We start from the raw sequence: 22,100 nt of genomic DNA, 5'->3' as shown, positions 1-22,100 counted from the left end.
TATTCAAATAATCACAACTATACGAAATCCTCCGTACCTCAGATTTTTAATGCTCACAAGGCACTACTTTTATTTAATTTGAATAAAGATAAAGCGCCCACGGCGCTCTATCTAGACTTATAGTGAGGATAATATATTAAATATGCATCGTTATGCCTAATTGGAAAGCTCGGCCTGGCAAGGGTGCAATATATTTTAATGGAGAGTTTTGCGGCCGTGCATCTTCATCCAGCAAATTAGAACCATTGATAAAAAGATCAAAACTGGCGTTTTTCAACGTCATTTTTTTACGAATATCTAAATCGAGCAAATTGTATGCAGGCAACGATACTTCCTCACCCACATTTTTACCTAGGTAACGAGGTTTGTCATAATAAATACTAGACAGCCGCGCTGACCAATTCTCTAATGTCCACTCAATATTTGCACCATAGCGGTTGGTTGGCATATTGGGCAAATAGATTCCATCATTGGCTAAACGTAAACGATCAGGATCTGTCGCTTTATTCTTGACCAAATCTGCAAAGCCACCTACTTTTAAGTCCCCTAAATTGTCGAGGGAAAACGTATGGTTCATATCCAACTCAAAACCATTCACGTTTGTATCGGTTTGCTTCCAATACTTCAGTGGTAAACGGTTCCGCATAGAGGCACCTGAGTGGGACAAATACAAATAGTCCTCAAAATCCATTTGGTACAATGAAACTGCAATATTGGTCGAATCCCAATTCAGAGTCGTTGTAAACTCTAAACCCTGCATGACTTCTTTGTTGAGTTGTTGATTTCCTTCTTCTTGGGTCATGACTGAGTAGTGAGGGTTGCTGGCATAGAGCTCATTGATTTCGGGTGCTCGTTCAGACTCACTGTACTGAAGTCTAAAACCCAAATAGTCTGTAAATCTAAACTCCGATCCGATATAAAAACTATTCAGGCCAAAGGACTGATCTTCAAGCGTGCTATTTGAAGCATTACGCGCCAACTTAAAGCTCTGGTCCTGAATCGCATGTTTGACTTTCTCGACACGATAACCAGCATCAAAAGAAAATTTATTGAAATCTAGTTTTTCCTGAATGAATATTGCATGAGAAACTGTATTCACATTCGGTAAATAACGTTCTAAACCTGAGCCCTTAACCTGTCTGGCATTTATAGACGTTCCTATTTCTCCAGTCAGGTTTTTATAGGGCATGTGTTCAAATACCAACTCAGCTGTATCAGTATCAAATTTATACTCATTGGCATTACTTGCACCAATGTACTCCCCAGATGTGTTTGACAATCTAGATGCTTTTAGCTGCACACTCTTCAGCAAACTTAATGGCTCTCTAAACAGTGAGTCTACGGCAAAACGATTCTGTTCGATTTTCACACCCACTGGCAAGCCATCGCTATAAGAGCTCTGAAAAGATTTGTTTTCCATAGAAAAACCCGAAACTCCATATTCACTACTTTTATAGTCGGCACTCACGCCGATATAGCCATTGTTTAAGAAATAGGTTGTCCCTATCGCCATGTTTTCATTTCTGGCATAGCTGTTACCCAGTTTCTTTTTATAATTCGGCGTTACATCATTGTTAATTTTATTCTGTACATACTTAGCTGTGTCCGGCACATAATCAGGGTTCGGATCATTAATAAACTCTTTCAATGAACCGTTTACATACCGTTTTGAGATTGCCTCATCTGTGTATTTAGCTGACTCCAAACCATCATAATAATCATAGAAATTTTCTGGGTTCTTCGCGATATCTTCCAAAACGTGCTTATTTAAATACTGATTATGCGCTTTATTAAACACATTTGAGATTCTAGAGTCCCTTTGACATGCATCGGCCAAAGCAGAATTTACGCCGCCAGTACTCGGAAAAACAGCTGTATCGCATACTGCGGCTTTACTTGATCTAGGTATTTTATATGAAGAAATACTTTGGGTTGAGAACTGAACATTTGTGCTTAAGTTTTTTTGATTGTTTACATTTAAACGAATACCGTGGGCATTAAAATCATTAAACCCTTTCTTATAAGCGATATCTAAACTTCGACTTTTATCCTCCAGCTCTTTTGAAATCAGTCCAGTATCAATATCCACACTCCCCCCAATGGCGTTACCCCCATATCTAACTGAACTCGTGCCTTTATGAACGGTGATACTTTTCGTAAAGAGTGGATCAAATGGAATATTAATATTACCACTTATGGCATTCATTCCATTAATGGTTTGCCCATTCTCAAAGATACTCACTCTATTGCCTGATAAGCTGCGTATCACAGGTGCGCCAGCGTTTGGACCAAAGGATGTGCTTTGCACCCCTGAGACATGTTTAAGTGCATCTCCGAGTGTATTTGATGTTTCGACTCTCTCTTTTTCTACAGTGACTAAAGTCACTTCAGTCTTTTCCGCTTGAAAAATAAGAGGATCTAAAGCTGTAACTTTTTGTTCTGCATGTGCTTGTTGAATAACCAGCAAAATGAGCGTCATCAAAGTTGTGTGTTTCATTTTTCACCCCACAAAAAAGAAACGTTATAACATAACATTAAATGAATTGAAAAAATTATTCTAAAGGCTCTTTGTTATGTGTACATGAGTGAAACGGATTTCGAAAAGAGGACAGCCATCCTAGTGCGCTGAACCCTAGAATGGCCTTGCTCAGAATATTGATCCTAAATGTATAATTTCAAGTGTTTAACTTATAAATCAACCCACTTATTTAAGCTGAGCTTAAGACTAATTAAAAGCCTTCCAAAACGATTTTCCCTTTCGCTCGACCAGATTCAATCAGCTCATGAGCTAGTTTTAAATTTTGTGCATTAATTTTGCCTAAAGTCTGATTCAGCGTGGTTTTAATTCTGTGGTTATCTACCAGTTCTGCAACCTGATGTAATAGCTGAGATTGTTGTTCAATATCTGTTGTATTGAACATTGAACGTGTAAACATGAACTCCCAATGTATAGAAACTGACTTAGACTTAAACTCGCCGATATCTAGTGATTTTGGATCATCAATTAAACCAAACTTACCTTGTGGAGCGATAAGCTTAGAAATTTGAGGAAGATACGTTTCTGTTTGATTGGTTGAAAAAATATATCGAGGTGCATCTAAACCCAATGCTTTGATTTGCGTGTTTAAATCTTGGGTATGATCGATGACGTAGTCAGCCCCTAAAGACTTAACCCATGCTTTAGTCTCTTCCCTAGATGCTGTAGCAATAACTTTTAAATTTGTCTTCGCTTTGAGTAATTGAATCGCAATAGACCCTACACCTCCTGCCCCACCAATCACTAAAATATTATCAGATTGATCTAAATCAACATTGAAACGATCAAATAACATTTCCCATGCTGTAATAGCAGTTAATGGCAGCGCAGCAGCTTCAGCATCACTCAGACTTTGTGGTTTTAAGCTAACAATACGCTCATCGACTGCCTGATATTCAGCATTACTCCCATCCCGAGTTAAATCACCTGCATACCAGACCTGATCTCCGACTTTAAAATGTTGCACGCCAGAACTGATCTCAACAACCTCACCTACTGCATCCCATCCTAAGATACGCATGTTGCCTGATACGACAGGGTTTCGTCTAACCTTAGTATCGACAGGGTTAACCGAAATCGATTTGACTTTAACCAACAAATCCCGATCTTTTAAGCTCGGCATCGCTTTTTCAATATCTACTAGTGGATTTTGAAATCCATGATCCATACCGTCAATATAAGAAATAGCCTTCATTCACTTGTCCTCTTGTTTTGTTATTTGAGTTTACTTAATATTCTTTTTTAAGTTATACAGACAAATTCGTCTTATAGTTACCAAAAGGATACTATTGAAATGGGTAAGCTAAAACATTCGCGTTTTGATTGCACACCAGGATGCTCTGTTGAAGCTGCCATAGGATTACTTGATGGTAAATGGAAGAGTATTATCTTATGGCATTTATTAGAAGACGACGTTTTAAGGTTTAATGAACTGAGGAAGAAAATTCCAAATGTCACTCAAAAAGTGCTCACTAGACAATTACGTGAACTTGAAGAGGATCAACTGATTCTACGAAAGGTTTATGCCGTTGTTCCTCCTAAAGTAGAATATCGATTATCAACACTCGGCACTTCTTTAGCACCTATTTTGGTTGCATTAAAACAATGGGGGGATAAAAATATTGGTTTATTTGGGAAACCCATTATGCCTTTAGAATCGGAATAAAATTTAAACCTGTTTTACGTCACTTACAGCTCTAACGTTTTCTAGAAATACTGTACTTTCACTGCTTACACACCATTCCAGTAACTTGTATAAAAGCACGTTCTTATAAACCACTATGTATAAAATTAAAAAGCCATAAAAAAAGCCTAATCTGTAGAGACTAGGCTATAAACTTTGAATCTTTTTCGTTGGTAGCGGGAGCTGGATTTGAACCAACGACCTTCGGGTTATGAGCCCGACGAGCTACCAGACTGCTCCATCCCGCATCAACGAGTTAGCTTTATACGCCCTTAACACCCGCAAAGCAAACTTTATTTGCAATATAAACAGTTATTACATGAACAGCATACAAAATACTAGCGCTTAGCCAATGCTTGCTTCAGTGATGAAAGCTGGATGTGAGGCTCTATAAATGCTTAATCTTGTTTTTTCACTGTCTAAAAATGACTTAGGCTCTTCAGACCATATTGATTTCCTTGAATCAAGACCCGAATGACTTAAAGCCCAATCAGAAACTGTACTATATACAAAAGTATTATCAGCAAAAACTAATTTTGTCTTCCTTCCTACACTACTTATAAAAACTTTATGTGTAGGCAATGAACCAAATGTACTAATTTGGGTGTAAATGTATTTATAGGTTTCAGACATAGAAAAAAGTACTTAAATGACCGCACTACTATACCATTTTAGCTATCTAAAAAGCCCACCATTTGGCGAGCTTTTTCTTATTGATCTTTATCCATGGAATGTGGCGTTGTGGTTTTATCCTGCTCTTTCGTATCTGTATCTCTTTTTTGGCATGCCGTTAATCCCAGCATTAAAACTAAACTTACTATTGCAAATATTTTCATCATTTTTGCCTAGCACAATTTAAAAATATAATTTATCAAAATCTAGAGATTTCAATGTTTAATTTATGAAACAATATTATTTTCTTTCTTCACAGATTAGGCGCTTGGGCATTTAAAACTTTATATGCCCAATGAATAAATTTGTCCTTTTCATGGAAATGTGGAATATTTAATAAATGAATATGAGTAACCTCACCGAAATTACCTGAAATTTTATTCGGTGCCAAAATAACAAAATCTCTCTTATCCCCTACATGTAACTCCCTAAAAAATTCCATAACCTTAAAATGAAGATTCAGAGCAGTGAATCCTTCTCTTTCAATTAGAAAGTCATAGATTTGGCTGAGTACATGTAATTCAAATTTTTTATTCATGGTCTATTCTTCTCATATTTATTTTAACAATTGGTATAATTTAACCTAATTTTTTTCTTTGTTAAAGTAGATAAAAAACCCAGCCTCTGGAGAATCAATAGAGCTGGGTTAATGAAACATCATTGTTAAATTTTATTTTATTCTTGAAATTGATTCTAACGCACAAACTCAATAAATGCAAATAATTCTCAATTACAATTATCATAATTTCAAATATGCCTACCTAAAGATACATACAATTATCTACATCACCTATCAAACAGTGGGCTTACGATATAGATTAAGCAAAGAGAGTACGGGTATCGGGAGGTAGTTACCATTCACAGACACCTCTCCCCCATCTTTTCTGTGCTGTTCCCAGTATTCAATTAATAGTAAAGCAGCTTGTTTAATGGCAGATGGATATTCCGATCCAAAATTATCTGTAATATAATTTTTAATTATAGCGTCAGCAGCAACAATAAAGCTTTTTAATGAGGCATCATTGCTATCATCGGCATAGTGTAAGTGGCGCTTCACTTCATGTAATTCAACAATACTCATAGATCACTCCATTTTTCCGAGTCAGCTTACACCTTCATCACTAAACTCGTTCCTAGAGTCTTTTACGGTGTCATAGCAAATATCACAATTTCACCTCATTCCTATTCTCATATTGATTACTTGGCATTGAAATCCCTTTATCTAGGGATTTTTCTACTATTCTTAATCAGTCCTTCAAAAGTTTCTTATAGATCAATTAATATTTGTTCATATATTTTTTAAATAAGCCATTCAGGCTAAAAAACTAAATCTTTTCGATCTGCTTTTAAATAAACTTCAGGTACACTATATAAATCAGAGATAATTGCAACTTCTTGAGCACCTAACAAATCTTCATAAATTTTTCTTGCGAAGTTATTCACGCCTGTCGTCACCAGTACGTTTTTTATCTTCTGATTTCTTTGCAATAATTCATTCTCAACGTCCTTAAGCGAGTCTATAATTAGTTTTTTGCTTAATCCCAAACCTTGAAAATCTGGATGGATCGCTATTTGATCTAGTTCCAGTATCACTTCCTCTCGAAAGCCAGACTTTTGAGCCCAAAAAATATAGCCAACCGTTTTATCAGGCACGATTACGTGACAAAAAACCGAGGATAAGCCGCAAGTGTTGATGCTATCCATTGCTTAGAATCTGCTTGACGTATAAATGATTTGTGATGAATTTCTGCGATGTCTGTTAAATCATTTTGATGTGCTTTTCTAACTAATTTTTCCATGAACTCATATCGTTACCTGTTTAACTGAAGATTCTATCAATCCCTAAAGGCAGCGGAATTACGGGATCTTAACAACGAATAGTAAACAAGCTGCCATTAAAAAACCCGCTAACTGAAGCGGGTTTTTTAATTCACAATATTCTTAGATTACTGTGATAGAGCTTGCTTGAGGGCCTTTTTTGCCAGCTACAATCGTAAACTGAACACGTTGACCTTCATTCAACACTTTGAAACCGTTTGATTGGATTTCGCTAAAGTGTGCAAAAACGTCTTCTCCAGTATCGCTAGAAATAAAACCAAAGCCTTTAGTTTCATTAAACCACTTAACGGTACCAGTTGTAATGTTTGACATAAATATTCTCTTAAATTTTGAAAAATATAAGAATTAATCTTTTAAATCATATACATCGGATAAACCGCAGAGTTGAATCAATTGCGAAATAACTTTAGTAAATACAATAAAATAAATAATTCAGATACACTATCACTATAAGCTTTTTAGCGTGCAATAGATAGACCTTAGCATATTATTTTATTGCTCCCACCTAACTCCACATGAAATGCTTTTTATCCATATTGATAAGAAAATCTTCACTAAAAGCGAATAAAGCTTATTTGCCCGCTTCTAGCTAGTTTTTCTTTCCTAAAATCAACTCAACTTGATGAGTAACATCCCATATTTTCATTTCTGCATGTCGCCAAAAATTAAAGACTTGATCGCCCTTAACATACATTTGCTTGATATAGCTTGATGATTTATTTGGATCTATCTCTTTTGCATTAAATCGCATTTTATTCACAACAACTACTTGACCATCCAAGTCGCCACCAATACAGATATTCATATTGTTCTACCTGCTAAGTAACAATTGAACTATAACATAAATAAAAAAACTTACTTTTTGATAAGCTTTTGAAGCTTGTTATCGAAGCTCTGTCTGTAGCCCATAACTCTATGTTCATAGTTCATCAAAAATTAGAAACATCATTTTGATATCTTTGCACGACAGTCACGTCCAAGGATGACTTGTAATGACAAAGTAAGGCCTATCCTATCTCTCAAGTATGAAGTTTTATTGTGCTATGAAAAAGCCACTTATAAAGTGGCTTTTTCTATTAGGAATTAGATGCTCTTTTAAAGTTGTCATCATTACTACAGTAATCCAAGCAATCTTTTAAAATGCCTACGGCTCTATATATGTGTTCAGGTTTATCTAAAAAAACTTGACCGTTATTTTGCACTTCCAATCCTGCCCGCTCTAACTCTTTTTTTCGATAGTCATCAATTGCTACTGCAAACTGAATGGTTGGTCTCTTACGATTTACATCATATCTAAATAACCAGCGATTATTTTTATTCTGAAACAGCACGCTAAAATAGCTTTCTGTGTCTTTAGCAACCAATTCAACTTCAGGAAAGAGCTCTGTCACAATACGACTTAACTCCTGTTCATCAACAGTAGTCACAATTCTTTCATTTTCAGGGTTAACAATATCAGATGGTGTTGAGCTTTCGGGTATAATTTCAATAGTCTCCTCTACTTTTTGTTCAACTGGCTGGGCAGTAATAATTGTAGGAGAAGATAGTCCTTTAACAACGGTGTCACTAATTGACTGCTCAACAGCTTGTTTTACAAAAGGCTGAATTGACTCTAAAAATTTAGTGTTCAATTGACGAGGAATACTTGCTTGTTGAGCCACATAGCGAACAAAATCAATATCAACTTCATTAATACTTCTTTTTATTACAGTTTTAAACTGCTGGATATATTGATTTTCTTCAGCAAAAAAGCGTAGCTTTTCTACATGAAAATTATCATGTTTAAACTCAGCTAGCTGTGTCAAATCCTCGGCTTTATTCTTCGTAAAATCAACTGTTAAAAATGGCTTATCATCCATCACATTTGGATTAATTAAATCAGTAAAAAATCTCCATTCTTTACCATTTGTGATCGCGCCAATCGTCACCCCTAAACTACTGTTAAAATATCTAGACAGCTGCGGAGCATGATTCGTTAAATTAGCAACATAAGGTTTTGCTTCAATAAACATTACAGGTTGCCCATTACAGTAAAGTGCATAATCAACTCTTTCTGTAGATTTCACACCTGGAAAATCAGCTGCAAATTCTGCAAGTACCTTGGTCGGGTCATAAGGGCTAAAATATCTAATAAAGGAAGGATTAAAGCCTGTTTAGTTGTTTCTTCTGTAGTACAGTGGCCCCCTACTTTTTTCACATGCTCAATATGGCTTCTTAGTCTATTAATAAAATTTTCCATATTCCCCTCATTATTATTGCAAGTATATTTTTTGATCTAATTTTAGATCTTAACCCTTTTACTTTATTTTTCAAATATTAATTTAAATTTGTTTTTAGAATGTCATTACAGTCTATTCATTGAACTATTTTCTGTTTGATTTATTAAAAAAGAATTTAAAAAAATGGAAGTGTCATGAGTTAAGCCCCCCCTCAATCTATTGCACGAATTTTGCACCACAATAAAACCGATAACAGACTGAATACTATTCATTCGTCTTAACAACTCAACCCACCTACCATCGGAACAACAATCAAATGATTTGACAGTTGATACCGACCAATATACATATAAATTCATCACTTTTTCGACCGACATAGTATACTGCACCTGCTGTTTCGGCTCACCTTTTATCATGTGTTCTCTGTTTATGAATAAAAAGCTGTTTCTTTCTTCTGGTTTAAAAACACTAAGTGTCTTGACCATATCTATAGGCTTAACCGCCTGCGGTGATCGTTCATGGTGGACAGATGATGAGCCTAAGCTCAATGCTGAACAAATCGCACGCATCATTCCCGGACGCGTAAATGACCGCCGTTCATGGGCTGAAGATATTTACGATATTTCAGAGCAGTTTGGTATTCCTCAAAATAAAGAGAATATATGTTCGATCATTGCCGTGGTTGATCAAGAGTCTAACTTTGTTGCAGATCCACAAGTTTATGGTTTGGGTGAAAAAGCGGTTAAAGAAGTCCAAGATCGTTTAGATGAAAAATTTAAAGATAAGCTCGGCGATGCCATTGGTGGCACCATCGCAGGTTATTTCCAACAGGTTTTAAAAGAGCAGCCAAGCCCTGAAGATAACTATTTAAGTCAAATGCGCCGCGTTAAAACAGAACGTGAACTGGATGAACTGTACCGTGAAATTTTTGACTATATGTCAAAGCACTATCACGTCAGTGCACTCACAGGTGCAGCTAAACTTGTCGGTCAAGACGTGGGCGAAAAAATGAACCCGATTACTACGTTGGGTTCAATGCAAGTGCATATCGGCTATGCTAAAGACAATAAACGTGAAGGTGGCAGCATGGCTGACCTACGTACAGACCTTTATAGCCAATATGGTGGTCTGTACTACGGCATCCACCGACTGATGATGTACCCTGCTGACTATGACAAACCGCTCTACCGTTTTGCCGACTATAACTCTGGTATGTACTCAAGTCGAAATGCAGCCTTCCAAAGTATGTTAAATGACTTAACTGAAGCTGAACTTGATTTAGACGGTGACTTATTACTTTATGGCAAAGATGGCTCACCTAAATCTGCAAAGAGTCAATCAGAGCGCGAACTCATCAGTGTTTTCGCTCAGCACAATATTTTGGTTACGCCACGTCAAATTCGTTCTGACTTGAAAAAAGAAAAAGAGAAAAAGTTTGAAGACACAGCAACTTATCGCGCTGTGGCTAAGCTTTATCAAGAAGTCACTAAAAAAGAACCTTTCTATGCCATGATGCCAGAAGTTGTCATTTCTGGTCCAAAGCTCAGCCGTGACTATAATACCAACTGGTTTGCCACTCGTGTCAATGGACGTTATCAAACATGCATGCAACGTGCAAAGCGCATAAAAATCTAGCCTTATTTGACTTTGATGGCACCCTGTATGACAAAGACAGTTTTACGGGGTTCATCTTCTATGTACATTCAAAACGGCATATTGCTCTACAAGGCTTAAAAGTTCTGCCTTATATTCAAAGTTTTTATTTAGGTTTTTATCCTGCGCATCATATGCGCTCCAAACTCTTCCATGCGATGTTTAAGCAAGCTGAAGTGAGCGAAATTGACGCTTATGCAAAACGCTATGCTGAGCTCTTAATCAAAGGACTTAACCCAGCACTTTATAGCCAACTGAAGCAACACCAAAGTTTGGGTGATGATGTGGTTTTGGTCTCTGCTTCAATTGATATCTATTTAAAATATGTGTGTGAAATACTCTCAATTGATCTGATCTGTACCCAAGTTGAACAAGACCAGCAACGCTATACAGGACGCTATCTGACAGCTGACTGTAGCTGTGAGTACAAAGCGCAACGTATCCAAGAAAAATATGCGCTGGATAGTTATCATGCCGTTTATGCTTATGGAAACAGTATTGAAGATAAACAAATGTTGTCTTTGGCTGATTTTAGCTACTTGGTAGGGACAGATTTAAGTCTTCCTGACTTGTCAAATACATCAAATCAGCGCCAAATAAGTTAATTATTAAGCACAGATTAATAATTAGCCATATTGAATTTTTAAAAATATTTATTATTAAAATTCAGCATGTTTTATTTACCAAAAAATATATTTATGATAAATTTTGCCTAATAAAAATATTTTGAGAACCATTCCACTTAAATTATAAAAAGGCATCAGTATGGAACAGTTATCTCCACCAAAGTATGTCAAAGGTCTTTCGATCAAATTCGGTGAAAGTCCCTTTGTATTATTGGCGCAGTTCGCTTTTAATGCTTCAAAACAAAAATGGTTAAAACACGAAATTGAACATGTGCTCAATATCGCCAAACAAGGTGATTACAATCATCTGGTAAAGACATTACGTCAATTTAGTAAATAACAAAAAAAGCCACTTCAAATGAAGTGGCTTTTTACTTACTTTTTAAAGGGAAACGCATATTTCACAATACGTTTGATGACGCTACCATACTGTTTTACTAAGCTGGCATTGTTATAGTTAATGCCATACTTTTCACACACCGCTTGTACTTTCGGTGCCATTTTGCGGTAACGACGCGCAGGTACGTCTGGGTATAAGTGATGCTCAATTTGATGACTTAAGTGCCCTGTCAAAATATGGAATGCTTCTGAACCAGTTAAATTCGACGAACCACGAATTTGGCGCATGTACCAGTGACCACGGCTTTCATTTTCCAGTACTTTTTTCGGGAAAACTTCAACGTCTTTGGTGAAGTGACCACAGAAAATCACACTAAATGTCCACATATTACGGATACCATTTGCAACCAAATTCCCTGTAAACACAGGCAACGCCGCAGGTCCTGCAATAAGTGGGAAAAACACATAATCTTTAAACAATTGTTTACCAATTTTGCGCTGCATCGGTTTCCATTCAGCTAAAGTCTGCGCTTTGCTTTTACGCCCCTTGAAGTATTTGCCTAACTCCAAATTTTGGATCGCAACGCCCCATTGGAATAACAAACAAAATGGAATGCTATAAATCGGTTGTAATAAAAAGCCCGGTTTCCAACGTTGTTCTGGGAATAATCGAAGCAGACCATAGCCAATGTCATCATCCATCCCTTTAATATTAGTATAAGTATGATGCTTATAGTTATGAGTCTGACGCCAATTGTCTGCTGTACCTACGATGTCCCACTCATAGTTTTGACCATTAAACTTAGGGTCGTTCATCCAGTCATATTGACCGTGCATCACGTTATGACCTAATTCCATGTTTTCCATAATCTTGGCAAAACTCAGCAAGCCCGTGCCCAACACCCATGCAGGTGGGAACCAACCTGCAAATAAACATGCACGACCTGCAATAGATGCATAACGCACCGCTGCATAGACACGACGAATATATTGCGCATCTTTCTCGCCAATATCATCCAGTACTTCTTGCTTAATGGCATCGAGCTCACGCGCAAGTTCATCTAACTCACATGTCGTTAACTCACGATTCTTCGGGTTTTTAAAATATTCAACTTTAACAGGCATATTCATTGTATTTATTCCCCTTATAAATCAACAATAAGATCGGTTTGTGCCGTATTGACACAGATTTTTAGAAAATTTCCAGGCTCAGAATTTTGTGCACCATTGACCAAGTTTTTGGTTGAACCTTCAACTTTGTTGCAAGCACATTTATTACAGATTCCCATACGGCAGCCATGCTGAGGCTTCACATTTTGCTGTTCTAAACTTGCAAGAATGGATTGGCCTTTGGGAATGCTTAAAATCTTCTTCGACTTTGTTAAGGTAATATTCACAAAACCAACATCATCATTTGCAAATGGACTCATGCTAAATGCTTCAGTTTTTAAGGTGTTGGCATGAGCGAAAAGCTGCTCAACCGTAGCCACAAACCCTGAAGGGCCACATGCATATACCGTTGCATTTTCAATCTGATCCAATCTAGACACATGGTTTTGATTTAAACGCTCACCTTCATCTGACTCTTGGGTATAAAACATGCTGAATGTGAAGTTTGTGTATTGTGCTGCCAACTGCTCAAAATATGCTTTGAAAGCTGCATCAGTATGTTTTTTCACCCAATACATCAAATGTACAGGCTGCTTTTTAAGCTTAGCGGTCTTCTCTAAACGTTTCAGTAAACTCAGCATGGGGGTAATACCACTGCCCGCAGCAAGTAAAATTAACTGTTGATCATTTACAGTCAATTGCATATCGCCATAAGGCTGGCCGAACTCTAAAACGTCGCCGATTTGAGCCTGCTCACATAGCCAATGACTTGCCTTGCCTTGATCTACCATTTTTACATTCAGTAAGACATGTTGCGCATCAATCTGGGTCAAACTATAGGTACGTTCATAACGTACGCCTTGAACCACGACATATACAGGATGGTGCTGTCCCGCTTGCCCCATTTGAAAATGACGATTGGTTTGCAGCGTTAAACTCACCATATCGTGTGCAACTTGCTCTTTTTTTACCACTTTACCCAAAGCTTGGTGTATCGACCAAAGTGGGTTGATTTTTTGAAGCCAAAAGTTAGCTGTGTGTCGGTCTATAACACTCTCAGCATACTCAGTTAAAGGAGATTTAGTTTTTTCAAGGATCTGCATAGTAAAGGACCACGCCATAGATTTTGAATTATTATACACATGTATATATATTTGTATATATACTCTGATTGTTTCGTTTCGTTTCACAATGCCGACCAGTGGGGCTATAATGAACCGATTGATTTAATTGCTTGATAAATATGACACCGACCACCATTCAAACCCATACAACCAACACAGAGCATGAAGCTTCAAAAAAACATGCACCAGTGCTTGCACGTAGTGTTGGTCGAAAAGCAACGATTACAAAAGATGAACTGTTTCAAGCTGCTTTAAATTTGATTGGTCCTGAAAAAAGTATTGCATCCTTAAGTTTGCGCGAAGTTGCACGTGAAGCAGGCATTGCGCCGAATAGTTTTTATCGTCATTTTAAAGATACCGATGAACTTGCTATTGAGTTGATTGAACGTGCAGGTGTTGTGCTACGCCAAATTTTGCATGAAGCACGGATTAAGGCCATTCGCCAAGAAAGTATTATTCGTAGCTCAGTTGAAGTTTTTATTGAACAACTGGATGCTGATGACGGCAACTTAAGCCTGCTATTACGCGAAGCATATACGGGTTCGGCATCTTATAAAAATGCGGTCGAAAAACAGTTAAATTATTTCCAACAAGAACTCAAAGATGATTTAATTCGTTTAGAACGTTTAAATAATAGCAAACTCTTCCACCCTGAATTGGTGTCCATGGCAATCACCCAATTGGTCTTCAATATGGGTGCCAAAGTGATTGATATGCCAAGTGTAGAGCGTAAAAAAATGGCTGAACAAACCATGATCATGATTCGCATGATTTTGGAAGGTTCACGTCATTTGGATGAAGCGATGATTCGCTAACCTGTGATTACACCCAACAGATTCGCTGAAATATCTTCTTATTTGTTTCGCTGTTGCTTTTTAATGAGCTGGTGCACGAATTCAGCGGTCTGTTTCGGTTGTTCCAGTGGAAACATATGCCCACCTTCAAGCACGCTATAGTCAATCGCATAGGTTTTTTTCATTCCTTGGGGTAAACCTTGCTTATAGAAATGGCTGTCTCTGGCAGTCAGCACATGAATTGGCATATTAGGTGCTTTGCGTGGGGTACGCCACCACCATGCAGGCACTGTCCTGAAGATCTCAGCTTCAGTATGTTTGGGAATGGTTAGCGTCACCCCATTTCGAGTCGGATCACTTTTTAAACCGCACGCCATAAAGTCCGCAAAACACTGTTCATCAAAGTCTTTAAAAATACGATTCGGTCTGAGCGCCTGACTGGCCTGCTCAATACTTTCCCAATGATCACGACGTTTGACGGTCACCGCAGCGGGGGTAAGTTTTTCAATGGACTTTGATCCCAGCTTTTGTAACGCTTCAAATAAAAAGGCCTTGGAACCAATCACAAACGGTGGGTCCATGATAATCACTTGCGAAAACAACTGTGGTTTTTTATAAGCCGCCATAAGCGTGAGTAAAGAGCCAAAAGAATGCCCTAAACCAATCACTTGTTGCCGTGGAAACTGCCGTTCAATATCCGAAATAACTTGGTCCACCAACGCTTCCCAACGGTATTTCACAGGATAGTGCGGATCTAGGCCAATCATCGGGATCGCTTTGACATCAAAATCTTTATTTAAAAACTGGAAAAATTTTTGATAGCTGCCCGAGGGAATGCCGTTTGCATGGGTAAAGTGTAAGGCTGGTTTGCTCATGTCATTCAAATCTATTTTTATAGCATCTTTACCATAATCGTTTTTCAAACTAAACGAAATGACGCAGGATGAATCCTAAGTCATGGACTTTGATCACTTCGGCCAATTTTTAAAAATATTCTGGGATAGATCTGAGATCACTTTGCAGAAACAGTTAAGTTCTGATTAGCTAAAAAAGTAGCGCCACAGTTGGTTTTGTCTCCTGCAATCACCACAGCACGCCCCAAGACCGTTGTACTCTGATCTGCTGCAATCGCAGAAACCACCATTCGACACTTAGGACAAAAGTGCTTCATTCCATTTAAGTGCACAGCAATACCATTGATCACAAAACTATTTTCACACTCAGTGACGATGCCACCATGTGTTGTTTTTGAACCCATTGTTACTAGAGCTTTAGACATAATTTATTGTTCGATACATTAGAGTTTTAATGGCGAAAATTCTAGCATAAGCAAGCGCTTAAAATTTCAATGGATTACTTTTCAAATACAACTTAGACATCCCTTTTTTAAGGATTCATTAAAAAAGCACCCGAAGGTGCTTTTCATACAGCAATTGTGATTATGGTTTAACCACAACCATCACTTGAATTGCTTCTGGTGTAACCGATAGGCCATCTAGCAAACCCAGACCTTCTTTTTGCAGTTTTTGTAGGCGCAAAATTTCATCTTCACGAATACTCGGATTAAACTGCTTTAAGTAAGTCAGGCGGTCAATTTCGTATTGCCACTTACTGCCGTAGACTTCTTTCGCTTGTTGCACAAAGCTCGGTAAAGCCGCACGTGCAAGCTCTAAAGCTTGTACATAACGCTGCTCAATCACTTCACGGCGTGCTTTCACGACTTGACGACAGCTATTACCATCCAAATGATGCAAGTACGGTTTTAAAATTTCAGGTGCAATTTTCTGCGACAGGTCTTGACCCTTTTCACTCAACAAAACGCGAACCAGCTGCTGCGGTAAGCTTGAAGGCAAATTCAATGCTTTCGGTGCAACCACATCGACCTTAAACCACACTTCTAACAACACAGAACCTTGTGGTAAAGCCGCTGACTTCAACACTGCAACGTTGGTACTACCAAAACCTTGAGTGTTGATCATTTCCATCACACTTTCAGTAAATGGATGTTCAATGGTTAAATACTGAGCATCTTCACGTATCTGAGCTTGATCGCGGTAGAAGGTCGCAGTCATACCTTCTTCGTCCAAGGTTAAACCTTGAACTTGCATTTGATCGGTTGGTTTAATGATGACTGTACCGTTGCTTTGCTCGTCAAAATCAATGTTTGTCGACGCCATAAAGCGTTTCATAAACATTGGCAAAGTGGTGTTGTCATCATAAGACTCAAGCGCTTGTACAATTTCTTGCGCCACAATTGGACGACACGAGTTGTATTCAAGCAAACGGTCGCGACCAGATTGTAACTCTGCTTCTAAGGCTTCGCGTTGCACGCTAACTGCTTCGAGTAAGTCATCAAACTGCTGACCTTTATCTGTCAGTAAACAATCTTTCAATTCAACAATAAAGTTTTCTTGTAAAGTTTGCGCAGTTGGCGAGATATTACTGAAAATATTTAATGCTTCGTTATACCAACGGAACATACGTTCTTGCGCTGTACCAATTAGATACGGCACATGAATTTGAATCCGGTTTTCTTGACCAATACGGTCTAAACGACCAATACGTTGTTCAAGTACATCTGGGTTTGCAGGCAAGTCAAATAAAATCAAATCTGATGCAAACTGGAAGTTACGACCTTCAGAACCAATTTCAGAGCACAGTAAAATTTGTGCACCATAAGATTCTTCAGCAAAGTAAGCCGACGCTTGGTCACGCTCGAGCAAACTCATGCCTTCATGGAACATTGCCGTACGAATACCTGCATGTAAGCGGAGTACATTTTCAAGTGCTTCAACCACGGGACCAGTACGTGCAATAAGCAACACTTTTTTATGTTTTAAGTCTGTACGTAGTTTTTCCATGAGCCACATGACACGCGAGTCAGCTTCCATCCACGCACCGTCAAGCTGTGCTTCTTCTGGCCACATTTGTTCACGCAATTTACCATCTTTAGACCAGTTTTCTGGTGCAGGCAAAGGTGCAGGCTGACAGTCACGACCTGGGAAACCTTGAATGGCTTCACGGGTATTACGGAACAAAATACGCCCTGTACCATGACGGTCTAAAAGCTCATGAATGGCACGGAAACGTTGTTCTGGTGCATCTTCAATGCGATGCCCTAGCAAACCTTCTAATGCAGCTAAATGCCCTTCTTCAAGTGGCATATCTGACATCAGTACTTCCGCAATTTTTGCAGTTTGTTGATACTGGGTTTCTTCATCCAAGAAACGATCCAGCGAACTAAAACGCTGTGGGTCAAGTAAACGTAAACGTGCAAAGTGACTTTCCACACCCAGCTGTTCTGGAGTTGCCGTTAACAGTAAAACACCCGGAGTTTTCTCTGCTAACTCTTCGATCAAGTCATAGCGGTCATTACCACCATCTTCTTCATTCCACATCAAGTGATGCGCTTCATCGACCACCAACAGATCAAAACCAGCTTCTAGGGCTTGTTCACGCAAGTCATCATGGTCAATCATCAAATCGATTGACGCAATAATGCATTGTTCAGTCAGGAATGGATTCAGTTCAGGATCATGTTCTTTGATTGAAGCCGTACGGGTTAAATCAAATAATGAGAAGTTCAAATTGAAACGACGACGCATTTCAATCATCCACTGATATTGCAGTGAATCAGGTACCAAAATTAGGATGCGTTCTGAACGGCCCGTTTTAAGCTGTTGATGGATGATTAATCCAGCTTCAATGGTTTTACCTAAGCCCACTTCATCGGCTAAAAGGACACGGGGTGCAAAACGTTGACCCACTTCGTGTGCAATATACAGCTGATGAGGAATCAAACCGACACGTGAACCAACCATGCCACGTAAAGGGCTCGACTTCATATTGGCTTGCATCAGCATCGCTTCAATACGTAAGTCGTACCATTCTTTATAGTCAATTTGACTTGCCAATAGGCGATCAAGCGGTTTAGACAGCTGAATTTGAGCACCAATGCGAGTCTCGTTCAGTGATTTACGTTCTTCCGTGCCATCTTCTAAGCGACGAACAACATTATAACGCACCACACCATGACGGTCTTCATGTGATTCAACCGTCCACTTGGTGCCTTCTTGATCTTGTAATTCATCGTTCACGTTAAAAATGATACGTGATAAAGGTGCATTATTCCGTGCATAAACACGTGTTTCATCACTTTTAGGGAATAAGATGCTGACAGATCGCTCATCTACATCAATAAGAACTCCTAGACCTAGTTCCGTTTCAGTATCTGATAACCAACGTTGACCAATAGCAAACTGCTGCAATTTTTCCACCTTTATCTACAAGTTAGGACTGCAAATTTAATGCTCAAACATTGTTTGATATTTGAGCAAAATTATACACCTTTAAGCAATATATTTTGACATAAAGCTCACTAAAAAAGTGAGCAAATTTGATGATTCCACGTACTTAAAATGGTACTGGACAAATAAATTCGATACGTTCATTGGTTTGGGGATGATGAAAACTCAAACGCTCTGCGTGTAAACACAAACGCGGCATCAAATCTTGCTGGTCAGGCGCAGCATAAAGCGTATCTCCCACGATAGGATGACCTAAAAACTGCATATGTACACGAAGTTGATGCGAGCGCCCTGTAATGGGGGTGAGCGCCACACGAGTCACGGGCTGACCCTGTATTTCAAAATGTTCAATGGCTTTCCACTCCGTCACAGCAGGCTTGTTATGACTGGGCTCTGCAATATGTAACGGTGGACGGGATGGATCATAAATCACAGGCACATCAACAGTGCCCTGACCATCTAAATGACCAGCCACAATCGCTTGATAGGTTTTATCGGTTTGGCGTTCTTGAAACTGACGAGAAATGGATTTTTGTCCCCAACGACTGAGACCAAAAACCAAGATACCCGAGGTATCGCGATCAAGACGGTGGATCAGTAGAGTTTTAGGTTCTAGTTTGACTAAACGATTGATCATACAATCTTGTAAGTCTTGTGTCTTCCCCGGAACGGTGAGTATACCTGCAGGCTTATGGATGACCATAAAGTCTTCATCTCGATGAATCAGGTGTTCGGTTAGAAAATTACTCAAGGTTCCATTCCAAGCTGATCGCGAAAACAAGCGGGCAATAATAAAAAGCTTAAGCCATAAATACAATGCAAAAATCGTTTTTTTTAATCAGGAACCGATATTGATTGCATTATTTAACGTCAAACGCCGAATCACAGTCTGTATCGATAAGTGAGACATAGAGATATCACTCTATTATGACAAACGATTTCTAAATAACCACGCAGCCAAAGGCAAGGTAATTATGGCTAATATTAACATTGGTACAAAGTCCCATTTCACTTGCGCAAAACTCGCACCTTCCAAATACACCCGTTGTACCAAGTCTATGCCAAAGCGTAGCGGGTTGGCATAAGTCAGCCAATTCAACACTTCTGGCATATTTTGTACAGGAGTTAGTAAACCAGATAAAAGTGTCAAAGGCATGATCAAAAAGAAAGTATACAGCATGGCTTGTTGCATATTCAGTGCAATTGCTGAAATCGACAGTCCCACCCCCACAACCGCAATGTTAAAGGCAAATAGTCCAAAATAAAGTAAGGTCAAGGAGCCATTCATCGGGATCTGGAACCAGAACAGAATAATTGCCAAAATAATGGAAGATTGAATAACCCCAATAATAATCGGCGGAATGGCCTTACCAATCATAATCTGCGTCGGGGTATAAGGTGTCACTAAGAGCTGATCAAAAGTCCCTTGTTCACGCTCGCGTGCTACTGAAAGTGCCGAAAGTAAAAGCGTCTGCATCATACTTAAAGTTGCAATCAGAGAGGGCATGATGCCCCATCTCGACTCGACATTCGGGTTATACCATGTCCGCGCTTGTACCGTGATCGCGGAGTTGGTTCCCAAACGTTCTTGATTGACCTGCCCCACCACACTGCTGATGTAGGAGCCCGCCATACTTGCGGTCGATGAGTTTCTCCCATCTAGAATCACTTGAATCGGCGAAGACTCTTGATTATTGAGCTTATCCTCAAAATCAGCAGGAATGATGATGACCGCCAAGGCTGTTCGATCATTAATCACCTGTTGGATTTGTTGATTATTCTGCAAATCTGCTGTTCGTTTAAAAATTCCTGAACCATCTAAATGCGCTAAAACTTGTTGTGAGCTTTGGCTTCGGCTTTGATCCAGCACAGCATAATCAACATGATTCACATCATAACTTGCGGCATAACCAAACAAGACCGCTTGGATAAATACAGGCGCGATTAAGGTCACCCGATTGGCAGGATCGGCTAAAATGGCTAAAAACTCTTTTCGGGTTAGCACCCAAAGATAACGAAACCAGCGCATTAACGTTGCCATAACACCATTCTTCCTTTCGTTAGCCCAAGCGCTTTTTCAGTGTACGCGCGGTCATTACTGTGAATAGCACGATATAAATCAGTAAAATGCCACATTCTTTGAACCATAAAGACCAATCATCGCCACCAAGTAATAAAGTTTTAATCAAAGTCATATAGTGCGTTGCAGGTAAAACATTGCTGATGATTTGCACAATTAGCGGTAAGTTTCGTGTATCAAACACAAAACCTGAAAGCATCAAAGCGGGCATGAAGCTGGCAAGCAGTGCCATCTGACTGGCTTGAAACTGACTTTTGGATAGGCCTGAAATCATCAGCCCCAGCAGTAACGACACCATTAAATATAAAAAAGAGGCACTCATAACAGAGAACAGCGATGCGCGGATGGGTACATCAAACAGAACATGTGCTGCAACTAAGCACATCACAATATCAATCATCCCAATCACGATATAGGGCGCCAGTTTTGAAAGTACAATTTCTAGAGGACGTACGGGCGTAACATATAATGCTTCTAAAGTGCCACGCTCGCGCTCACGTGCAATCAGTAAACCTGTTAAAAATGCGCCGACCAAGGTCAAAATTAGGACAATTAAACCTGGTACTAAAAACCACGTACTATTTGCGGACTCGTTAAACCACATACGTTGTTCAACCGTGATAATGCCACCCACCGAAGCTGCATTGGTTCGGTCTGCTTGTATCAAGCTGGCGGTATTGAGCGCACTGGTAATATAACCCTGCAAAGCCGAAGCAATACTGGTCGAACGGCCATTCGTAATGACCTGAACAGCACCAACTCCCTTTGCATATTGCTCCGCAAAGTTGCTGGGTATATTGACGATGGCATCAATTTCAGCCTTGCCCATTGCGGCTTTAGCTTGGCTAAAGCTTGTATAGTGCTTGACGGTAATGTATTTAGAGCCGTTTAGCCCACTCATCAGTTGCTGACTCTGTGGCGTGGATTGTTGCTCCACCACCCCGACGCGTCCGTTGGTTAAATCGAAAGACAGTCCATAACCAAACAGTAAAATTAAAATAATCGGTAGAATGAAACCGATCGACATACTGCTTTTATCACGAAGCAGCTGTTTGGATTCTTTACGTGTCAAGGCAAACAGTCGTGTCCAGAAAGCTGAGAAATGATTCATCTGACG

Annotated in this window: 23 protein-coding genes, 1 tRNA gene and 1 pseudogene; 5 read left to right on the top strand and 20 right to left on the bottom strand. The window is 39.0% G+C overall.

The window, feature by feature from the left end; translation table 11 throughout:
• Nucleotides 1-136: 136 nt before the first annotated feature.
• Nucleotides 137-2,497 (bottom strand): TonB-dependent receptor, encoded by a 2,361-nt coding sequence (locus PTT44_RS09025; protein WP_168159726.1) that lies wholly within the window; start codon nt 2,495-2,497, stop codon nt 137-139.
• 232 nt (nt 2,498-2,729) lie between these two features.
• Complete coding sequence (locus PTT44_RS09020) at nt 2,730-3,731, bottom strand: zinc-binding alcohol dehydrogenase family protein (RefSeq protein ID WP_168159727.1); 1,002 nt, start codon at nt 3,729-3,731, stop codon at nt 2,730-2,732.
• A gap of 99 nt (nt 3,732-3,830) precedes the next feature.
• On the opposite strand from PTT44_RS09020, the gene PTT44_RS09015 reads away from it, so the two are divergent.
• Entirely contained in the window at nt 3,831-4,202 is a 372-nt protein-coding gene (locus PTT44_RS09015; protein ID WP_168159728.1) for a winged helix-turn-helix transcriptional regulator, read from the top strand.
• 189 nt (nt 4,203-4,391) lie between these two features.
• On the opposite strand, the gene PTT44_RS09010 is transcribed toward PTT44_RS09015, so the two are convergent.
• From PTT44_RS09010 to PTT44_RS08965, 10 genes and pseudogenes are all read right to left on the bottom strand, one after another.
• Nucleotides 4,392-4,468 (bottom strand) — tRNA-Met (locus tag PTT44_RS09010).
• Nucleotides 4,469-4,565: 97 nt separating this feature from the next.
• A complete protein-coding gene (locus tag PTT44_RS09005; protein WP_080543902.1) occupies nt 4,566-4,853 on the bottom strand; it encodes a hypothetical protein in 288 nt (95 codons plus the stop codon).
• A gap of 77 nt (nt 4,854-4,930) precedes the next feature.
• Nucleotides 4,931-5,056, bottom strand: coding sequence for a hypothetical protein (locus PTT44_RS09000; protein WP_017397253.1), 126 nt, complete (start codon nt 5,054-5,056; stop codon nt 4,931-4,933).
• A gap of 89 nt (nt 5,057-5,145) precedes the next feature.
• On the bottom strand, nt 5,146-5,430 hold the full coding sequence (locus PTT44_RS08995; protein ID WP_168159729.1) for a hypothetical protein: 285 nt from the start codon (nt 5,428-5,430) through the stop codon (nt 5,146-5,148).
• Nucleotides 5,431-5,685: 255 nt separating this feature from the next.
• Nucleotides 5,686-5,973: a head-tail connector protein gene (locus PTT44_RS08990; RefSeq protein ID WP_010326555.1), complete on the bottom strand. Its 288-nt coding sequence runs from the start codon at nt 5,971-5,973 to the stop codon at nt 5,686-5,688.
• A 236-nt stretch (nt 5,974-6,209) separates the two neighbouring features.
• Entirely contained in the window at nt 6,210-6,545 is a 336-nt protein-coding gene (locus tag PTT44_RS08985; protein ID WP_273795621.1) for a GNAT family N-acetyltransferase, read from the bottom strand.
• 2 nt (nt 6,546-6,547) lie between these two features.
• Nucleotides 6,548-6,691, bottom strand: coding sequence for a hypothetical protein (locus PTT44_RS08980; RefSeq protein ID WP_224466390.1), 144 nt, complete (start codon nt 6,689-6,691; stop codon nt 6,548-6,550).
• Between the two features lie 142 nt (nt 6,692-6,833).
• The gene (locus PTT44_RS08975) at nt 6,834-7,043 is read right to left on the bottom strand and encodes a cold-shock protein (protein WP_004693516.1); all 210 of its coding nucleotides are present in this window, start codon (nt 7,041-7,043) and stop codon (nt 6,834-6,836) included.
• A gap of 277 nt (nt 7,044-7,320) precedes the next feature.
• Nucleotides 7,321-7,536, bottom strand: coding sequence for a hypothetical protein (locus PTT44_RS08970; protein ID WP_148826229.1), 216 nt, complete (start codon nt 7,534-7,536; stop codon nt 7,321-7,323).
• 271 nt (nt 7,537-7,807) lie between these two features.
• Nucleotides 7,808-8,970 (bottom strand): annotated as a pseudogene (locus PTT44_RS08965) (type I restriction endonuclease).
• 409 nt (nt 8,971-9,379) lie between these two features.
• On the opposite strand from PTT44_RS08965, the gene PTT44_RS08960 reads away from it, so the two are divergent.
• The 3 genes from PTT44_RS08960 to PTT44_RS08950 all read left to right on the top strand — a co-directional run bounded on the left by PTT44_RS08960 (nt 9,380) and on the right by PTT44_RS08950 (nt 11,569).
• Entirely contained in the window at nt 9,380-10,585 is a 1,206-nt protein-coding gene (locus tag PTT44_RS08960; protein WP_168159730.1) for a DUF1615 family protein, read from the top strand.
• Entirely contained in the window at nt 10,552-11,208 is a 657-nt protein-coding gene (locus PTT44_RS08955) for an HAD-IB family hydrolase (RefSeq protein WP_273795620.1), read from the top strand. Before PTT44_RS08960 ends, PTT44_RS08955 begins: the two co-directional genes overlap by 34 nt.
• A gap of 160 nt (nt 11,209-11,368) precedes the next feature.
• Nucleotides 11,369-11,569, top strand: coding sequence for a hypothetical protein (locus tag PTT44_RS08950; protein WP_010326552.1), 201 nt, complete (start codon nt 11,369-11,371; stop codon nt 11,567-11,569).
• A 35-nt stretch (nt 11,570-11,604) separates the two neighbouring features.
• Here PTT44_RS08950 and PTT44_RS08945 read toward each other — a convergent pair whose 3' ends face one another.
• Together PTT44_RS08945 and PTT44_RS08940 are read right to left on the bottom strand one after the other, a co-directional pair.
• Nucleotides 11,605-12,699, bottom strand: a complete 1,095-nt coding sequence (locus PTT44_RS08945) for a fatty acid desaturase family protein (protein WP_168159732.1) — start codon at nt 12,697-12,699, stop codon at nt 11,605-11,607.
• Between the two features lie 14 nt (nt 12,700-12,713).
• Nucleotides 12,714-13,781, bottom strand: coding sequence for a ferredoxin reductase (locus tag PTT44_RS08940; RefSeq protein ID WP_168159733.1), 1,068 nt, complete (start codon nt 13,779-13,781; stop codon nt 12,714-12,716).
• Between the two features lie 140 nt (nt 13,782-13,921).
• Here PTT44_RS08940 and fabR point away from each other — a divergent pair, with 140 nt between their 5' ends.
• Nucleotides 13,922-14,617, top strand: coding sequence for an HTH-type transcriptional repressor FabR (gene fabR / locus PTT44_RS08935; RefSeq protein ID WP_168159734.1), 696 nt, complete (start codon nt 13,922-13,924; stop codon nt 14,615-14,617).
• A gap of 38 nt (nt 14,618-14,655) precedes the next feature.
• Here fabR and PTT44_RS08930 read toward each other — a convergent pair whose 3' ends face one another.
• The 6 genes from PTT44_RS08930 to PTT44_RS08905 all read right to left on the bottom strand — a co-directional run bounded on the left by PTT44_RS08930 (nt 14,656) and on the right by PTT44_RS08905 (nt 22,094).
• Nucleotides 14,656-15,471, bottom strand: coding sequence for an alpha/beta fold hydrolase (locus PTT44_RS08930; RefSeq protein ID WP_168159735.1), 816 nt, complete (start codon nt 15,469-15,471; stop codon nt 14,656-14,658).
• Between the two features lie 137 nt (nt 15,472-15,608).
• On the bottom strand, nt 15,609-15,875 hold the full coding sequence (locus tag PTT44_RS08925; protein ID WP_004980182.1) for a PAAR domain-containing protein: 267 nt from the start codon (nt 15,873-15,875) through the stop codon (nt 15,609-15,611).
• Nucleotides 15,876-16,035: 160 nt separating this feature from the next.
• Nucleotides 16,036-18,873, bottom strand: a complete 2,838-nt coding sequence (rapA, locus tag PTT44_RS08920; protein WP_168159736.1) for an RNA polymerase-associated protein RapA — start codon at nt 18,871-18,873, stop codon at nt 16,036-16,038.
• A gap of 136 nt (nt 18,874-19,009) precedes the next feature.
• Complete coding sequence (locus PTT44_RS08915) at nt 19,010-19,654, bottom strand: RluA family pseudouridine synthase (protein ID WP_168159737.1); 645 nt, start codon at nt 19,652-19,654, stop codon at nt 19,010-19,012.
• A gap of 174 nt (nt 19,655-19,828) precedes the next feature.
• Nucleotides 19,829-20,944 (bottom strand): ABC transporter permease, encoded by a 1,116-nt coding sequence (locus PTT44_RS08910; RefSeq protein WP_168159738.1) that lies wholly within the window; start codon nt 20,942-20,944, stop codon nt 19,829-19,831.
• Nucleotides 20,945-20,963: 19 nt separating this feature from the next.
• The gene (locus PTT44_RS08905; RefSeq protein WP_168159739.1) at nt 20,964-22,094 is read right to left on the bottom strand and encodes an ABC transporter permease; all 1,131 of its coding nucleotides are present in this window, start codon (nt 22,092-22,094) and stop codon (nt 20,964-20,966) included.
• Nucleotides 22,095-22,100: the final 6 nt, after the last annotated feature.

The sequence above is a fragment of the Acinetobacter sp. Gutcm_16 genome (assembly GCF_028649355.1).
Taxonomy (GTDB): Bacteria; Pseudomonadota; Gammaproteobacteria; order Pseudomonadales; family Moraxellaceae; genus Acinetobacter; species Acinetobacter johnsonii.
The sequence above is the reverse complement of the archived record's forward strand: the minus strand, read 5'-3'. Positions and strand labels throughout refer to the sequence as shown.

Coding starts and splice junctions, on each gene's coding strand:
- PTT44_RS08940 (WP_168159733.1), bottom strand. CDS start 13,781: ATGCAGATCCTTGAAAAAACTAAATCTCCTTTAACTGAGTATGCTGAG.
- PTT44_RS09015 (WP_168159728.1), top strand. CDS start 3,831: ATGGGTAAGCTAAAACATTCGCGTTTTGATTGCACACCAGGATGCTCT.
- PTT44_RS08955 (WP_273795620.1), top strand. CDS start 10,552: ATGCATGCAACGTGCAAAGCGCATAAAAATCTAGCCTTATTTGACTTT.
- PTT44_RS08910 (WP_168159738.1), bottom strand. CDS start 20,944: ATGGCAACGTTAATGCGCTGGTTTCGTTATCTTTGGGTGCTAACCCGA.
- PTT44_RS08970 (WP_148826229.1), bottom strand. CDS start 7,536: ATGAATATCTGTATTGGTGGCGACTTGGATGGTCAAGTAGTTGTTGTG.
- PTT44_RS08905 (WP_168159739.1), bottom strand. CDS start 22,094: ATGAATCATTTCTCAGCTTTCTGGACACGACTGTTTGCCTTGACACGT.
- fabR (WP_168159734.1), top strand. CDS start 13,922: ATGACACCGACCACCATTCAAACCCATACAACCAACACAGAGCATGAA.
- PTT44_RS09005 (WP_080543902.1), bottom strand. CDS start 4,853: ATGTCTGAAACCTATAAATACATTTACACCCAAATTAGTACATTTGGT.
- PTT44_RS08925 (WP_004980182.1), bottom strand. CDS start 15,875: ATGTCTAAAGCTCTAGTAACAATGGGTTCAAAAACAACACATGGTGGC.
- PTT44_RS09000 (WP_017397253.1), bottom strand. CDS start 5,056: ATGAAAATATTTGCAATAGTAAGTTTAGTTTTAATGCTGGGATTAACG.
- PTT44_RS08945 (WP_168159732.1), bottom strand. CDS start 12,699: ATGAATATGCCTGTTAAAGTTGAATATTTTAAAAACCCGAAGAATCGT.
- PTT44_RS09020 (WP_168159727.1), bottom strand. CDS start 3,731: ATGAAGGCTATTTCTTATATTGACGGTATGGATCATGGATTTCAAAAT.
- PTT44_RS08975 (WP_004693516.1), bottom strand. CDS start 7,043: ATGTCAAACATTACAACTGGTACCGTTAAGTGGTTTAATGAAACTAAA.
- PTT44_RS09025 (WP_168159726.1), bottom strand. CDS start 2,497: ATGAAACACACAACTTTGATGACGCTCATTTTGCTGGTTATTCAACAA.
- PTT44_RS08980 (WP_224466390.1), bottom strand. CDS start 6,691: ATGGAAAAATTAGTTAGAAAAGCACATCAAAATGATTTAACAGACATC.
- PTT44_RS08950 (WP_010326552.1), top strand. CDS start 11,369: ATGGAACAGTTATCTCCACCAAAGTATGTCAAAGGTCTTTCGATCAAA.
- PTT44_RS08990 (WP_010326555.1), bottom strand. CDS start 5,973: ATGAGTATTGTTGAATTACATGAAGTGAAGCGCCACTTACACTATGCC.
- PTT44_RS08930 (WP_168159735.1), bottom strand. CDS start 15,471: ATGAGCAAACCAGCCTTACACTTTACCCATGCAAACGGCATTCCCTCG.
- PTT44_RS08960 (WP_168159730.1), top strand. CDS start 9,380: ATGAATAAAAAGCTGTTTCTTTCTTCTGGTTTAAAAACACTAAGTGTC.
- PTT44_RS08995 (WP_168159729.1), bottom strand. CDS start 5,430: ATGAATAAAAAATTTGAATTACATGTACTCAGCCAAATCTATGACTTT.